Here is a 15052-nt window from a genome sequence, read left to right on the forward strand (position 1 = left end):
CTCTCATGACCACTGCTCCCGCCTATTACCGCGACCAGCAGGCCTGGCGCGATCTCCAGCAGTTCCTTCCCGAGCGGCTGCGCCTGACCGACGCCACCGCGCCCGAGGAGGACTTCTGGGACTGGCGCGGCCACCGCGTCCACCTCGACCGCTACCTCAACCCCGACGCGAAGGCCAAGGTCGTCCTCCACCACGGAGTCGGCACCAACGGCCGCCAGATGTCGCTCATCCTCGGCGCCCCGCTCGCCCGGCGCGGCTTCGAGACCGTCGCCCTGGACAACCTCGGCTACGGTCTCACCCAGGTGAAGCCCGGGACCACGCCGTCCTACGACGACTGGGTCGACCTCGTCGTCGACTTCCTCGCCTACGAGCAGTCCCGCGACGACCGTCCCATCGTCCTTTATGGATTGAGCGCCGGCGGCATGCTCACCTACCATGTCGCAGCCAAGGCCCCGCGCGGAACTCTGCGCGGCATCGTCGGCATGACCTTCCTCGACCAGCGCGACCGGCGCGTCCGCGACGAAACTTCCCACGACAAGCTCACGGCTCGAGCGGGCGTCCAGCTGATGGGCCTGCTGGCGAAGACGCCGCTCGCGTCCGCGAAGTACCCGATGAGCCTCGCGTCCAAGATGTCCGCGCTCGCGAACGACCCGGACGCGATGAAGGTCCTGATGAAGGACCGCACCTCAGCCGCCAACTGGGTCAGCGTCCGCTTCCTCGACAGCTACGCCAACTACACGCCCGCGGCCGAACCGCCCGACTTCGACGCGTGCCCGGTGCTCCTCACCCAGCCCGCCGAGGACCGCTGGACGCCGCACCACCTCAGCGTGCCCGTGCTCTCCCGCATCACCAAGGTCCCGGTCGACACCGTCCTGCTCGACAACGCCGGGCACTACCCGCTCGAAGACCCCGGACTCCAGCAGATGGAAGACGCCATCGCCGATTTCGTCACCCGGACCACCGCTTGATCCGGACCGCGGCGGCTCCGGCGAGTCTGCCCACTGTGGACACTCCCGCCGGATCGCGTCAGCTGCTCGCCAGCACCGCCTCTTCCCGTGCCGGCCCGGGAAGCTGGCCGTTGCGCCGGACGTCGTCGAGCGCGGCCACCGCGACGGCAAGGCACTGCGCGGCCCACTCGGACGGCTTCTCCCGAAGCTCTTCCAGCAACGCCAGCGTCGCGGCCGTCGTCCCGGCCTCGGCCCGCCGCACGGCGAAAACCAGCTCGAGATCCGTGACCTCGCTCCAGCGAGTGGCCAAATCTTCCGCCGCCGCAACGGTTTCTCCGGCGATCATGTCGGTCATGTCAGTCCCCGCACCTCCGCGGGAACAGTAACAACGCGACATCCTTGTTACCCGATTCGGGAATCGCGACCGCTCGCGACCCACTCTGAGTAGCTCCCGGTCAGTCCAGCGGCAGATTCAGCAGCGCGTTCTCCACCAGTTCCGGCATCGCCGGGTGGATCCAGTACTGTCCGCGCGCCATCGACCGCGCGTCGAGGCCGAAGCTCATCGCCTGGATCAGCGGCTGGATCACCGTCGACGCCTGCGGGCCGATGATGTGCGCGCCCAGCAGCTGTCCGGTCGCGGGGTCGGCCAGCAGCTTCGCGAAACCGGTCGTGTCCTCCATCGCCCACCCGTAGGCGATTCCCGCGTAGTCCTCCTTCGAGACCACAAAGGACAGTCCGCGCTCGGTCGCCTGCGCCTCGGTCAACCCGACCGACGCCACCTGCGGCGAGGTGAACACCGCGTGCGGCACGAAGCGGTGGTCGGCCTTGATCCGGTCGTCCGGGTGCAGCAGATTGTGTCGCACCACACGGGCTTCGTGGTTCGCGACGTGTTTCAGCTCCAGCGGCGACGAGATGTCCCCGAGCGCGTAAACGCCTTCGACGGACGTCTGCTGGTAGTCGTCCACCACCACGTGCCCGCGTTCGGTGGTGGCGACGCCGGTGGCGCCCACGTCGAGCAGATCCGAGTTCGGCTTGCGGCCGGTGGCGACCAGGATCAGGTCGGCCTCGACCGTCTCCGCGCCTTGCGGTCCTTCGAGATCGAGCGCGACCCCGTTGTCCGTGCGGCGCGCGCGAACCGTCTTGCGGTCCAGCCGGACGTCGAAACGCTGCGAAGCCAGTTCGGTGAACCGGGCGCTGATGTCCGCGTCCTCCTGCCGCAGCAGCGCGCCGGAACGGTTCACCACGGTGACCGCCACGCCGAACGACGCGAAAACGTGCGCGAACTCCGCCGCGATGTATCCGCCGCCGAGCACGACGATCCGCTTCGGCAGGGCATCGAGCCGCATGACAGTGTCGGAGGTGTAGTAGCCGGTTTCGGCCAGCCCCGGCACGTCCGGGATCACCGGCCGCCCGCCCGCGGCGAGCACGAACCGGTCGGCGGTGACGACCTCGTCCGGACGTCCGTCGCCGAAGCTGACGCGCAGTTCCTTCATGCCGGTGAACCGGCCTTCGCCGCGGTAGACGTCGACGTTGCGGTTGTCCTCGTGGTTCTCGCGGTACTCCGCGCCGCCCTCGGCGATCGGGTCGATCCGGCCGAAGATCCGGTCCCGGATGTCCGGCCAGCGCACCGCGGTCAGCTCCTCGTCGACGCCGAGGCGGGAGCTGCCCGCGGGCGTCGCGGCGACGTCGGCGGCGTAGACGAACATCTTCGTCGGGATGCAGCCGACGTTCAGGCAGGTCCCGCCGAACACGCCCTTCTCGACGATGGCCGTCCGGAGGTCGGCGAACTCCGGTCCGAGGATCGAGTTGCCCGATCCGGTCCCGATGATCACCAGGTCGTAGTGCGGCACGGCGGTCCTTCCCGAAAGCGGTCTGCTGCCAGCCTAGTCAACCTCCGGCGCCTGCCCGCGTGTTCCCGGATCACTCGCCGTTGGCTGTGAAATGCATCCGGTCGACCGGCGAGGTCCACGCCCCGCCCCACTGCCAGCCCACCCCGGCGAACGCGCGCACGACGGGGCCGCCCGCGGTGACCATCCCTGGCCGGACCCTTGCGCGGTCGACGTAGGCGGACGCCAGCTCGGGGACGACGAGATCGCCCTTGGTGTACGGGTTGCAAAACGGATTGACGTCCACTGCGAGCCCGTACGCGTGCGCGGACCAGCTTTTCTGCCCGCGCATCGGACGGCAGACGAACGCGCTCGTGTTGTTCCCGTCGCCGGTCGGCGGCGCGTTGAGTTCGGCAGGGGAGGTGATGCGCATTTCCTCGATCGGGAACTGCTGTGCGTACAGCTCGCTGAACGCCTTGACGACTGCTGGCGCGGCGCCCTTGTGCACCAGCAGCTCGCCGGTGTGGGTGCGATGGTCGAAGCCCCAGAAGGAAAGCGTCACGTAGCGAAGGTCGGCCGACGACACGGGGCAGGCGGCCTGCCAGGTGCTGCGCTTGAGCACGGCGTCGGGAACGCCGGCGATCTTCGCGGTGTACGTGGTGCTCGTCGGCGGCGGGAGGAAATCCTGGGTCGGCAGCGAGCGGTTCACCAGTTCGGGTGGAGTCGGCTGGATCTCGCCGAACCCGTCCGGGCGCAACGGCAGGGGATGAGCACCCACCTGCCAGGTGACGGCGGGTGCGCTCGTCGCTGTCCGAGTTGCCGGAACTGTCGGACCGGACGGAGCCGGCGGCGCGCTCAACGGGCTCGGCGGGGGTACCGCGGGGGTGCCGGTGGCACATCCGGCCAGCGAGAAGACGATCAGCGCGCCGGCCGTCGCGGCTGTTTTCCGTCGCATGCCTCCAGCTAAGCGAATGCGCTCGGTGTATAGAGACTCCACCCGTTCCAGTGACACCGTTTTGGGCTTGGCCCGTTTAGGGTAATCGCGGCCATGTGTGCACGCGCCGGAGTCGGCTGATTCCCGTGCGCGTCCAGGCTGTGCTGTCGTAGTGCCGATGAAGGGAAAGCCCATGCCCGCGAAGCTCCGTCGTCCGGTCCTGCTCGCGGCCGGGTCGCTGCTCGCCGCCGCGATCGCGGTCCCGGTCGGTTCGGCCTGGGCCTCGACGCCGTCCGACCCGGGTGCGCACGCGCAGCCCCGCATCGTGGGCGGCAGCGAAGCATCCCTGGCCGACCACCCGTACGCGGTGTACCTCACCGACCAGAGCGGTTCGCAGTTCTGCGGAGCGGTGATCGTGAGCCCGTCCGCGGTGGCGACGGCCGCGCACTGCGCGAAAGCTCTGCCGAAGTCGTCGGTCCACGTGGTCGCCGGACGGCAGGACAAGCGCGGCGACGACGGCGTGGAGCTCGGCGTTTCGCGGGTCTGGGTGAACCCGGACTACAGCGACCCGACGAAGGGCGACGACATCGCGGTCCTCACCGTGCGCGGACGGCTGCCCTATCGCGCGGCGAAGCTCGCGGACAAGAACGACCAGTCGCTGTACGCGGAAGGCACGCAGGCGACCGTGCTCGGCTGGGGACGGCTTTCCGAAGGCGGGCAGCGGTCGGACGTGCTGCGCAGCGCCCAGGTGCCGTTGGTCAGCGACTCCACCTGCAAGACGGCCTACGATACCTACGACCCGTCGAGCATGGTGTGCGCTGGCTACCCGCAGGGCGGCCAGGACGCCTGCCAGGGAGACTCCGGCGGCCCGCTCGTCGAGGGCGACACGCTGGTCGGCATCGTGTCCTTCGGCGACGGCTGCGGAAAACCGGGCAAGCCCGGGGTGTACACGCGGGTTTCGCAGTTCTCCGACGACATCGCGGCGCAGTCCCAGGCGCGGCTGTTCGGCTGAGCTGTGTTAAGCAAGGCGGTGTGACGACTCTGCACCGCGCTTTCGGGCCTGCCCTCGCCGCCGCCGACCTGTACGAGATCCTCCGGCTGCGGTCGGACGTGTTCGTGGTGGAACAAGACTGCGTGTACGCCGACATCGACGGGCTCGACCTGCTTCCGGAGACGGAGCATCTGTGGCTGGCTTCCGGCACGGAGGTCTTGGCGTGCCTGCGGGTACTGGCTGAGCCGGGCGGCGGTCGGCGGATCGGCCGCGTGGTGACGGCGAAGTCGGCGCGTGGCCAGGGTTTGGCGGCGCAGCTGATGGCGGCGGCGCTGGAAGGTGCGACCGGCGAGTTCGTGCTGGACGCGCAGACATACGCGCAGCAGCTTTACGCGCGGTTCGGGTTCGTGGCGGAGGGCGAGGAGTTCCTGGAGGACGGGATCCCGCACATCACCATGCGCCGCCCGGCTTAGCCGCGGGGTGCGGTCGCGGCGATCACCTTCACCGCGCGGTCGACGTCTGCTTCCGACAGGTCTGCACGGGCGGTGAGGCGCAGCCGGGAGACGCCGTCCGGTACGGCGGGCGGGCGGAAGCAGCCGACCTGGATTCCTTGCTCCGCACAGGCTTCCGCCCACGCGGTGGCGGCTTGTGGCGACGGGGTCCGGAGGGCGACGACGCCCGCTTCCGGGAGATCGACCGGCAGACCGGCGTTCTTCAGGCCCATCGCGAGGTTTCCGGCGTTCTCGATGACTTTCGCCGGCAGTTCCGGCTCGGACTTGAGCACCTGCAACGCGGTCAGCGCGGCGGCGGCGCTGGCCGGGGCGAGCGCGGTGTCGAAGAGGAAGCTGCGCGCGGTGTCGACGAGATGCCGGATCACGCGGCGCGGACCGACGACAGCGCCGCCTTGTGCACCGAGAGCGTTGGAGAGCGTCAGTGTGGTGACGACATCTGGCGCGGACGACAAACCGGCGGCGTGCACCGCGCCCCGGCCGCCTTCGCCGAGGACGCCGAAGCCGTGCGCGTCGTTGACGACGAGCGCGGCGCTGTGCGCACGGCAGATCTCGGCAAGTTCGCCCAGCGGCGCGAGTTCGCCGTCGGCGGAGAACACCGAGTCGGTGACCACGATCGCGCGCGGTTTGCGGCGCGTGGCCAGCGCGTGCTTGATCGCCGCCGGGCTCGCGTGCTCGACGGCCGCGATGTCCGCGCGCGACAACCGGCAGCCTTCGACCAGCGACGCGTGGACGTACTTGTCGGTGACGATCGCCGATTCGGACCCGGACAGGGCCGTTACCGCGCCGAGGTTGGCGGTGAATCCGGAGGAGAACACCAGCGCCGCCTGGGTTCCGCAGAACCGGGCCAGCTCGTGTTCGAGTTCCGAGTGGAGCTCGGTGGACCCGGTGAGCAGGCGCGATCCGGTGGCCCCGGCACCCCAGCGCAACGCGGCCGCGGCGGCTGCTCCGGCGACGCGCTTGTCGCGGGCGAGGCCGAGGTAGTCGTTGCCCGCGAGATCGAGGACGGCGTGCTGCGCGGGACGCGGGTTCATCCGGCGGGAGAGACCGGCTTCCGCGCGCCGCTGGCCTTCGGCTTCAAGCCAGTCGAAGACGTTCTCAGGCGGCAGCGGCGGAGTGTCAGTCACCCAGGCAGTGTCGCATCCGGCCAATCACCGCGTTGGCCGCCCCGCCGAAGGAAAGGCGGGAAACGTGGCACGGCAACGGAAACCGGCTGGTGCGGCGGCTCCGGGCCAGGGTTTGCGGAGCGTGGTCCGGCGGGCGAGATCGCTGCGCGCCGGGGTGCGGCTTTCGGGGTGCGTGCGGAGCTCGACCCGGCTCAGCAGGAGAAACTTGGCCGGAAACGAAGAACGGCCCCGCCGGAGCGGGGCCGTTCTTCAGAAATCAATCAGGCGTCGTAGCCGCGACGCGGACCGCGGCTCGGACGCTGCGGGCGACCGGCACCGCCGCCGAAGCGCGACTGCTGCCGGCTGCGGCTGAAACCGCCGCCGCCCCGGCTGTCACGGGCGCCGTAGCCACCCTCACGCGCGTAGCCGCCTTCGCGACCACCTTCGCGCGAGTAGCCACCCTCGCGTGCGTAGCCGCCTTCGCGCGAGCCCTCGGACGAGCCACGGTTGTAACCGCCTTCGCGGGAACCACCGCGGTCGTCACGCGAGCCGTAACCGCCGCGACCGCCTTCGCGGGAACCGCGGTAGCCGCCGCCTTCACGCGGGCCGCGGAAGCCGCCGCGGTCGCCGCCGAAGCCGCGGCCGCCGGAACGGCGCGGGGACTCCCGGCGACGCTCCACGACCGGCTCGCCGCTCGGCTCGCGGGCGCCGGTGATGCGGGACAGTTCCTCGTCGCCGGTGCGGATCATCGTGGTCTCGGCGCGGACGCCGGCCCGATCGGTCATCCGGCGGACGGTGCGCCGCTGGTCGTGCGTCACCAGGGTGACGACGATGCCGGACGCGCCCGCGCGAGCGGTGCGGCCCGCGCGGTGCAGGTAGTCCTTGTGGTCCGCGGCCGGGTCGACGTGCAGCACCAGCGAGATGTTGTCGACGTGGATGCCGCGCGCGGCGACGTCGGTGGCCACCAGGACCGCCGCGTGGCCTTCCTTGAAGTCGGCGAGGACGCGGTTGCGCTGGCCCTGGGTCTTGCCGCCGTGCAGCGCCACCGCGTGCACGCCGCTCTCGCGCAGGCGCTCGGTCAGCCGGTCCACGTGGTGCTTGGTGCGCACGAACATGATCGTGCGGCCCTCGCGGGCGCCGATCCGGGTGATGATGTCCTGCTTGTCCGAGTGCGACACCTGGAACAGGTGGTGGTCCATGGTGGTGACGCTCGCGGTCGACGGCGCGACCGAGTGCGTGACCGGGTCGGCCAGGTACTGCCGGACCAGCCTGTCGACGTCGCCGTCGAGCGTCGCGGAGAACAGCAGCCGCTGCCCGCCGGGCGGGGTCAGGTCCATGATCTCGCGGACCTGCGGCATGAAGCCCATGTCGGCCATCTGGTCGGCCTCGTCGAGCGCGATGAAGTTGCAGTCGCCGAGCGAGGCGGTGCCCTGGCGGACGTGGTCCGACAGCCGTCCCGGGGTGGCGATCAGCAGGTCGACGCCGCGGGCGAGCGATTCCGCCTGGCGGCCGAAGGACATGCCGCCGACCGCGGTGCGGCACCACAGGCCGAGGGACTTGGCGAGCGGGGTCAGCGAGTCGGCCACCTGCATGGCCAGTTCGCGGGTCGGCACCAGCACGAGCGCGCGGGGGCGCTTCGGGCGGGCCTTGCCGCCGTCGAGCCGGGCCAGGATGGCCAGGCCGAAGGCCAGCGTCTTGCCGGACCCGGTCTGGGCGCGGCCCAGCACGTCGCGGCCGGCCAGCGCGTCCGGGATGGTCGCGGACTGGATCGGGAACGGAGCGTCGATGCCCGCCTCGGCGAGCGCCCGCAGCAGCGGCTCGGGCAGGCCCAGCTGGGCGAAGGTCTTGACGGCGGGGGTCTCCACCGTGTCGTCGTGGAGAACGTCTCCACCGGCCGGCCGGTGCCGCGGCTTGCGCTCGGGGCGGCCCGCTCGGGAGCGGGCGGTCTGGCCGGAGTCGTACGTGATGGTCACAAATGCCTCTCGGACGTGGCACGTCGCAAGGAGGCCCGGGCTGCCCGCGCGCAGGCAGGGCAAGATGGTGTGGCGATGGGCGTTCACAGGGACGGACCCGGTGCGCCTAGCCATGGCGTGGCACACCGACGGGAATTGCTTCGGATGGCCGCGAGTCCTTCTGCGGACTGTGGAGGCGACGGACACCAACTCATCCACGCCGCCGTTGCGGTCTTGACACACTGTACCTGAGAGAGCGTGATTGCCCCGCACCCAGGTGCGCGGTTGTGGGCGGGGTCGCAGGTGTGGCCTGACGCACACCTGCGACCCCGCCCCCGCGTTCAGCCGAGACCGGCCGCGTTTTCCAGTTCCCGCACCAGGTCAGCGGTGTCGGCGACCTGTTCGGACAGTCCGCGGCTGTGGAACCAGCCGGCGAGATTCGCGACGTCGCGCGCCAGGAATTCCCGGCCGCGCGGGTTCGCGATCACGTCGACCGCCTGGGGCAGGTCGATCACCATCAGCTGGCCTTCGTGCACCAGGAGGTTGTACGCGGACAGGTCGCCGTGCGCGAGTCCTTGTCCCGCCAGGAGTTCCAGTGCCGACACGGCCTGCTCCCACAGGTCGGCCAGCTCGTCCGGCCCGGGGCGCAGCTGCGCCAGCCGGGGCGCGGCGGTGCCGTCGGGTTCGCCGAGGAACTCCAGCAGGATCTCGGTGCCGTGCCGCTGCACCGGATACGGCACCGGCGCGCCGATCGTCCACAAGCGACTGAGGACGGCGAACTCCGCCACCGCCCACTGTTCGGCGATCAGGTTGCGGCCGAACGAGGTGCGCCCGGCCATCGCGCGCATCTCGCGGGACCGGCGCATCCGCCTGCCCTCGAGATAGCCCGCGTCGCGGTGGAACAGCTTGTGCTCGTCTGAGCGGTATCGCTTGGCTGCCAGCAGAACTCCGTCGTCTCCGGGAAGGTTGCGGCGCAGCAGGTGCACGTCCGCTTCCTTCCCGGTCTTGAGCACGCCGAGATCAGTGTCGACCGCGGCGAGCTCGGTGACGACCCAATCCGGCCGCGGATGCGGGCCTTGGTCGGCGTCGTCCCAGGTGGTCCACCGGTCGGCGCCGTCGGGCAGTTCGGTTTCGGTGTAGGCGTCTTCGCGAAGCTGGGCGAGGCGGATCCGCTCGGCTTCGGTGAGCCGTCCCCGGCGAGCCGGGGCGGGCCCGTCGTCGTAGCGAGGGCGACGGCGCATCCGGCGGTCGGAGTAGTCGGAGGCGTCGGAAAATTCGTCGAAATCGTGCTCGCGCACTGGTGGGTTCTCCTAGATGAGGTGCCCACCGGGCGAGCGCGTGCTCTAGCCGAGGCGGGCGGGCGGAAGAGGGCAGGACAGCGCCCGGACAATCTCCACGACGCACCTCCCTTTCTTCCGGCAGCCGGCGGCATCCCGCCGGACGCCGATCACCTTGCCGCCCGTTCCGGACCCGCGCAACTGATTTATTTCGCGCGCGAGCGCGGCGTCGAGGAGCTACTCGTCGCCGCTCCCCGAACTCGCCCAGACGATCACTCTGTCCGGCCGGATGCGGAGGCTCGGTTCGTCGGCCGGATCGGCCACGTACGCGAGCCGGTCGGAGCGGCGGACCGCCTGCCGGCGGCCGAACTAGTGAGGTCGGCGATCCGCGAACGGACGGGCGGCGTCGTGGACGCGCTCCGGCAGCTCGCGCTGAAGCTGCTGGACGAGGGGCACGTGCTGCCCGGTGTGGGCGGCGACATCGAGCCGCTGATGCGGACGGTCTCGGACCCGGCTGAGCTGTCGGTGTCGCTCGGGAGCGGGTGGCGCGGGCGTTCGACGCGGTGGAGCGCTTGGTCAGCGGCTGAGGCGAGCGCATGCAACGGCGAGCCGCGCATCGCGGGCTACCGGGAAGCGCCGTCGCTGAAGGCGGCGCTGGCTCGCTAGCGTCCAGCGCCGCCTCAGGCCGGTCAGCGGTTGACGAACGCGAGGTGCGCCGCGTCGTAGCGCTCGCCCGCGAAGTTCTCCGGCGCGGCGACCGTCTCGATCGCGGCGAGATCGTCGGCGGTGAGCTCGACGGTCAGGGCCGCGAGGTTTTCCTCCAGGTACTGCTTCCGCCGCGTGCCCGGGATGGGCACCACGTCCTCGCCGCGCGCCTGCACCCACGCGAGGGCCAGCTGTCCGGTCGTGACCTCCTTCGCGGCGGCCAGCTCCTCCAGTTTCGCCACGATCGCGAGGTTCCGGTCGAGATTGCCCTCGGCGAACCGGGGCTGGTAGCGCCGCACGTCGTTGTCGTCCATCGTTTCGGTGGTGCGGTAGCGGCCGGTCAGGAAGCCGCGGCCGAGCGGGGAGAACGGGACGATGCCGATGCCGAGTTCACGGCAGGTCGGTGCGATTTCCGCTTCCAGGTCGCGGGTCCACAGCGACCATTCGCTCTGCAGCGCCGCGATCGGGTGCACCGCGTGCGCGCGCCGGATGGTCTGCGCGCTCGCCTCGGAAAGCCCGAGGTGACGGACTTTTCCGGCCTGCACCAGGTCCGCCATCGCGCCGACGGTTTCCTCGATCGGCACGTCCGGATCGACTCGGTGCAGGTAGTACAGGTCGATGTGGTCGGTGCCGAGCCGCCGCAGCGAGGCGTCGCAGGCCTGGTGCGCGTAGGCGGCGTCGCCGCGGACCTGCGTCGGTTCGCCGAGGCGGCTCGCGATGCCGAATTTGGTGGCCAGCACGACCTCGTCGCGGCGGCCGGCGATCGCGCGGCCGATCAGCTCCTCGTTGTGGCCGGAGCCGTAAAAGTCGGAAGTGTCAAGGAAATTCGCCCCGAGGTCGACGGCGTAGCGCAGCGTTTCGATCGACTGCGCGTCGTCGGCCGCGCCGTAGCCGTGGCTCATTCCCATGCAGCCCAAGCCCTGTGCGGACACGGTCAGTCCGCCGAGGTTCCGGGTCGGGATGTGGGTCATGATCGCTCCTTCTGCGCCGGATCTTGTCTTCGGCGACGCTAAGACCTGGAGCGCGCTCCGGGTCAAGCATTAGGCTCGCGACGGTGGACTACGACGCGGTGATCGTGGGCGGCGGGCACAACGGGCTCGTCGCCGCGGCCTATCTGGCCCGGGCCGGACGGTCGGTGCTGGTGCTGGAACGGCGGGCGGAGACCGGCGGCGCGGCGGTGTCGTTCCGCGCGTTCCCTGGCGTGGACGTCCGGCTCTCGCGTTATTCGTACCTGGTCAGCCTGCTGCCGAAACGGATCGCGGCCGAGCTGGGTTTGGACGTCCGGCTGCGGAGACGGCGGATGTCGTCGTACACCCCGGTCGGCGACACAGGTCTCCTTGTCGACACGGGCGACGACGGTCGGACCGGAGAGTCGTTTCGCGCGGTGGCTGGGTCCACAAAGGACCATGCGGCCTGGCAACGGTTTTACGCCTCGGCGGCGCGGGTGGCGGAGGCGACCTTCGATTCTCTGACCGAGCCGTTGCCGACGCGCACTGAGCTGCGGCAACGGATCGGCGACGACGAGGCGTGGGCGACGTTTTTCGAGCGCCCGGCAGGAGAAACGCTGCGCGAGCTGTTCGAGGACGACGTCGTGCGCGGGGTGGTGCTCACCGATGCGTTGATCGGCACTTTCGCCTCCGCGGACGACGTGCAGCTTCGGCAGAACCGTTGCCTGCTCTATCACCTCATCGGCAATGGCACCGGCGACTGGGATGTCCCGGTCGGCGGAATGGGTGCGGTCACCGCCGCGCTCGCCGACGCGGCCCGTCGCGCTGGAGCGGTGCTGGTCACCGGCGCGGAGGTGCTGTCCGTGACACCGGACGGCGAAGTCCGTTACCGCGAAGGCGATACGGAACGCGTCGTAGTCGGCGGGCATGTGCTGGCGAATGTCGCGCCGCGCGTGCTTGCCCGGTTGCTCGGCGAGGAGCCCGCGGAGTCGCCGGAGGGTGCGCAGCTGAAGGTGAACATGGTGCTGCGCCGACTGCCCCGGTTGCGCGATGCGGTCGATCCGCGCGACGCGTTCGGCGGGACCTTCCACGTCAACGAATCGTTTGCCCAGCTCGAAACCGCTTACCGGGAGGCGGCGGCGGGCCGGGTCCCGGCGGTGCCGCCGTGCGAGCTCTACTGCCACTCGCTGACCGACCCGGCGATCCTCGGCCCGGCTGAGCGAGCGGCGGGCGTGCAGACGTTGACGTTGTTCGGCCTGCACATGCCGGCTCGGCTGTTCGAAGCGGACAACGACGGGGCGCGGGCGGCGGCGCTGCGGGCCACCGTGGCGTCGCTGGACAGCGTGCTCGCGGAGCCGATCGAGGACTGTCTTCTGCTGGACGGCGACCGGAAACCGTGCATCGAAGCCAAAACGCCGCTGGACTTGGAGGCGGAGCTGGGGCTGCCGCGCGGGCACATCTTCCACCGCGACCTGTCGTGGCCGTACGGCGACGACGACACGGCGGGGACCTGGGGCGTCGAGACCGCGCACGAACGGGTGCTGCTGTGCGGGGCCGGCGCGGCCCGCGGCGGCGGGGTGAGCGGGATACCCGGGCACAACGCGGCGATGGCGGTGCTCGGTCGACGTTTCGGCGGCGGACAGGCAGGGTGAAGACATGCGCGTGATCGTGATCGGCAGCGGGATCGGCGGGGCTTCGACGGCTTACCATCTGGCGCTGCATGGAGCGGAAGTCGTCGTGGTGGACGCGGATCGGGCCGGGGTGGCGACCGATGCGGGCGCCGGGATCGTCAGCCCTTGGACGTCCACTTGGGACGAAGCGGTCTATCCGCTCGCGGCCGCCGCCGGTCGGTACTACCCGACTTTGGCCGCTGAACTGAGCGAAGCCGGGCACGAATCGTCGTATGAGGTCGTCGGCGGGATGGTGGTGTCAGCTCGCGAGGAGGAGCTGACCGAGGCTTACGACCGGCTCGTCGCGCGGGTGGCGGAGGCACCGGAAGCCGGGGTCGTGAAGCGGCTCGATGCCGGGCAGGCTCGGGAGCTCTTTCCGCCCTTGGCGCCGGAGTTGGCCGCGGTGCATCTGTCGGGAGCGGGCCGGGTGGACGGGCAGGTGCTGCGTCGTGCGCTGATCTCCGCGGCGATCGACCGGGGCGTCGAGTTCGTGACCGCTGAGGCTTCGCTGGAGCCGGGGTTGCGGGTCCGGGCCGGGGCGGAGGAATTGTCCGGGGACGCGGTGGTGCTCGCGGCTGGGGCCTGGTCCGGGGAAGTGGCGGAGGCGTTGGGGGTGCCGGTGCCCGTGACGCCGCAGCGGGGGCAGATCAGTCACTTCGCTCTGCCTGGTGCGGATACGCGTGGTTGGCCGGTCGTTTTGCCTCGGACCAGTCACTATTTGCTGGCGTTTCCCGGTGGCCGGGTGGTGGCTGGGGCTACTCGGGAGAGCGGGGCCGGGTTTGACCATCGGGTGACCGCGGCGGGGCAGAGGGAAGTGCTGGAGCAGGCGTTGGCGGTCGCGCCTGGGTTGGGGGACGCGGGGCTTGTCGAGACGCGGGTGGGGTTTCGGCCTGCTTCGCCCGATGGGTTGCCGTTGCTGGGGCAGGTCGCGCCTGGGTTGTATTTGGCGACTGGGTTCGGTCCGGGTGGGCTTACGTTGGGGCCTTATGCGGGGAAGCTGGTGGCGGAGTTGGTGTTGGGGGCGGATGTTCCCGGGGAGTTGTTGAGCGGGTGTGGTCCGGGGCGGTTTTCTTGAGCCTGTGTGGGGCTTGGTCGGCTCGTCGCCTGGCGGCGACATTGCGCCCGGTCCTCGCGTGGGGCACCCCGAAGCTGGATTGTGCTGACGGTCTGGGGGTGCTTGTCAAGGCGGGAAAGATGCCTTGACAAGCACCCCCAGACCGCAGAGGAGGCTTCGTATCGGGGTGCGGGGGTGGTGTGGGTGCTTGGTGGGTTGGGTGCGTCGGTTGCGGTTGGGTGGGTTGTGAAGGGGTCCTTGAGGGGCCTTGGGGCCGTCAGTCGGTGAGAAGTTCCAGGGCGTGTTCGCCGGTGCGTTCTACGGTCAGGCCTGCTTTGCTGATGACGCGCACTAGTTGGTCCACAGTGGACGGTTCGCTTCGCGAGGTGGCCAGAACTGCGGCCAGTTTTCCTTTGTAGGCCTTGTTGAAGTGGCTCACCGTGGTGCGGTTGCCGTTGGCGTCTTCGGTGACTACGCGGACGGTGACTGCGTCGGAGCGCAGCTTCGCGAAAGCGGCGTACGTGCCGGAGCGGAGGTCTACGAGCAGGCCTTCGACGTCGCGCAGTACTGGTTCCAGGACCGGCTTCCACAGGCCTCGTACGGTGCCTAGTGCGGGGACCCTGTTGCCGCCCGAGAGGCGGTAGGCGGGGATGGGGTCGGTTGCTGCGACGACGCCGAACAGGGACGACGTGACGGCCAGGCGCTGTTGTGCTTTGGCCAGTCCGGCGCGGGTGAAGCTTTTGACGTCGAGTGCGTCGTAGAGGACGCCGGTGTAGCGGCGCAGCGCGGGCATCGTCGGGGAGGTCCAGAGCTGGGCGTTGCGGGTGACCTCGTCGGCTTGACGAGCGGAGATGCCTAGCGCGGCGAGGCTCGCCGGGACGTCGCCGGCAAGCTCCACGAGGGCGTCTGCCAGTTTGGCGCGCACGGGGTTCAGTTCGGGAAACGACAGCGCGTCCAGATCCAGCGGCGCGCCTTTGCCGCCGTCGGCCTTGGTTTCTGAAGGAGGGAGGAGCACCAGCACCCCCGGAGCGTAACCGCCGGGTAATCCAGGTGCGGCGGCCGTGTGCCGCTCCTTACCCTGGCCCGCATGGAACTCGCCTGGCGCCCGCTCGCACTCGCCGACGTCGAGGCGGT

The 15052-nt window shown here is 70.4% G+C and carries 14 protein-coding genes; 6 read left to right on the top strand and 8 right to left on the bottom strand.

The window, feature by feature from the left end:
* The coding region (locus tag H5411_RS43325) for an alpha/beta hydrolase (protein WP_220818249.1) at positions 1-968 on the top strand (968 nt) is incomplete at its 5' end.
* A 58-nt stretch (positions 969-1026) separates the two neighbouring features.
* Here H5411_RS43325 and H5411_RS43330 read toward each other — a convergent pair.
* The 3 genes from H5411_RS43330 to H5411_RS43340 form a co-directional block, all read right to left on the bottom strand.
* Positions 1027-1302: a hypothetical protein gene (locus H5411_RS43330; protein WP_183127465.1), complete on the bottom strand. Its 276-nt coding sequence runs from the start codon at positions 1300-1302 to the stop codon at positions 1027-1029.
* A 100-nt stretch (positions 1303-1402) separates the two neighbouring features.
* Entirely contained in the window at positions 1403-2797 is a 1395-nt protein-coding gene (locus tag H5411_RS43335; protein ID WP_183127467.1) for a mycothione reductase, read from the bottom strand.
* A gap of 70 nt (positions 2798-2867) precedes the next feature.
* Positions 2868-3728, bottom strand: coding sequence for a M15 family metallopeptidase (locus H5411_RS43340; RefSeq protein WP_220818250.1), 861 nt, complete (start codon positions 3726-3728; stop codon positions 2868-2870).
* Positions 3729-3900: 172 nt separating this feature from the next.
* On the opposite strand from H5411_RS43340, the gene H5411_RS43345 reads away from it, so the two are divergent.
* Both H5411_RS43345 and H5411_RS43350 read left to right on the top strand, forming a co-directional pair.
* Positions 3901-4719 (top strand): S1 family peptidase, encoded by an 819-nt coding sequence (locus tag H5411_RS43345; RefSeq protein ID WP_101435077.1) that lies wholly within the window; start codon positions 3901-3903, stop codon positions 4717-4719.
* Between the two features lie 20 nt (positions 4720-4739).
* Positions 4740-5171, top strand: a complete 432-nt coding sequence (locus tag H5411_RS43350) for a GNAT family N-acetyltransferase (protein ID WP_183127469.1) — start codon at positions 4740-4742, stop codon at positions 5169-5171.
* On the opposite strand, the gene H5411_RS43355 is transcribed toward H5411_RS43350, so the two are convergent.
* The 3 genes from H5411_RS43355 to H5411_RS43365 form a co-directional block, all read right to left on the bottom strand.
* Positions 5168-6334, bottom strand: coding sequence for an 8-amino-7-oxononanoate synthase (locus H5411_RS43355; protein ID WP_183127471.1), 1167 nt, complete (start codon positions 6332-6334; stop codon positions 5168-5170). The genes H5411_RS43350 and H5411_RS43355 overlap by 4 nt on opposite strands.
* Before the next feature lie 260 nt (positions 6335-6594).
* Positions 6595-8286 carry a DEAD/DEAH box helicase gene (locus tag H5411_RS43360; protein ID WP_101435074.1) on the bottom strand — a complete coding sequence of 564 codons (1692 nt, stop codon included), beginning with the start codon at positions 8284-8286 and terminating at the stop codon, positions 6595-6597.
* A gap of 320 nt (positions 8287-8606) precedes the next feature.
* Positions 8607-9563, bottom strand: a complete 957-nt coding sequence (locus H5411_RS43365) for a serine protein kinase RIO (protein WP_101435073.1) — start codon at positions 9561-9563, stop codon at positions 8607-8609.
* Between the two features lie 387 nt (positions 9564-9950).
* Between H5411_RS43365 and H5411_RS43370 the strand changes: the two genes are divergently transcribed.
* Positions 9951-10208: a hypothetical protein gene (locus H5411_RS43370; RefSeq protein ID WP_183127473.1), complete on the top strand. Its 258-nt coding sequence runs from the start codon at positions 9951-9953 to the stop codon at positions 10206-10208.
* Between the two features lie 23 nt (positions 10209-10231).
* On the opposite strand, the gene H5411_RS43375 is transcribed toward H5411_RS43370, so the two are convergent.
* Positions 10232-11218: an aldo/keto reductase gene (locus H5411_RS43375; RefSeq protein ID WP_101435071.1), complete on the bottom strand. Its 987-nt coding sequence runs from the start codon at positions 11216-11218 to the stop codon at positions 10232-10234.
* Between the two features lie 83 nt (positions 11219-11301).
* On the opposite strand from H5411_RS43375, the gene H5411_RS43380 reads away from it, so the two are divergent.
* Positions 11302-12846 carry a phytoene desaturase family protein gene (locus H5411_RS43380; RefSeq protein ID WP_183127475.1) on the top strand — a complete coding sequence of 515 codons (1545 nt, stop codon included), beginning with the start codon at positions 11302-11304 and terminating at the stop codon, positions 12844-12846.
* Positions 12847-12850: 4 nt separating this feature from the next.
* Entirely contained in the window at positions 12851-13939 is a 1089-nt protein-coding gene (locus H5411_RS43385; protein WP_101435069.1) for an NAD(P)/FAD-dependent oxidoreductase, read from the top strand.
* Positions 13940-14195: 256 nt separating this feature from the next.
* Here H5411_RS43385 and yaaA read toward each other — a convergent pair whose 3' ends face one another.
* A complete protein-coding gene (gene yaaA / locus H5411_RS43390; protein WP_183127477.1) occupies positions 14196-14939 on the bottom strand; it encodes a peroxide stress protein YaaA in 744 nt (247 codons plus the stop codon).
* Positions 14940-15052: the final 113 nt, after the last annotated feature.

This window comes from Amycolatopsis echigonensis, from assembly GCF_014174495.1.
GTDB classification, from domain to species: Bacteria; Actinomycetota; Actinomycetes; order Mycobacteriales; family Pseudonocardiaceae; genus Amycolatopsis; species Amycolatopsis echigonensis.

Bases quoted from the DNA above. Each gene is read 5' to 3' on its own strand.
- H5411_RS43345 (WP_101435077.1), top strand. From the start codon at position 3,901: ATGCCCGCGAAGCTCCGTCGTCCGGTCCTGCTCGCGGCCGGGTCGCTG.
- H5411_RS43375 (WP_101435071.1), bottom strand. From the start codon at position 11,218: ATGACCCACATCCCGACCCGGAACCTCGGCGGACTGACCGTGTCCGCA.
- H5411_RS43385 (WP_101435069.1), top strand. From the start codon at position 12,851: ATGCGCGTGATCGTGATCGGCAGCGGGATCGGCGGGGCTTCGACGGCT.
- H5411_RS43340 (WP_220818250.1), bottom strand. From the start codon at position 3,728: ATGCGACGGAAAACAGCCGCGACGGCCGGCGCGCTGATCGTCTTCTCG.
- H5411_RS43330 (WP_183127465.1), bottom strand. From the start codon at position 1,302: ATGACCGACATGATCGCCGGAGAAACCGTTGCGGCGGCGGAAGATTTG.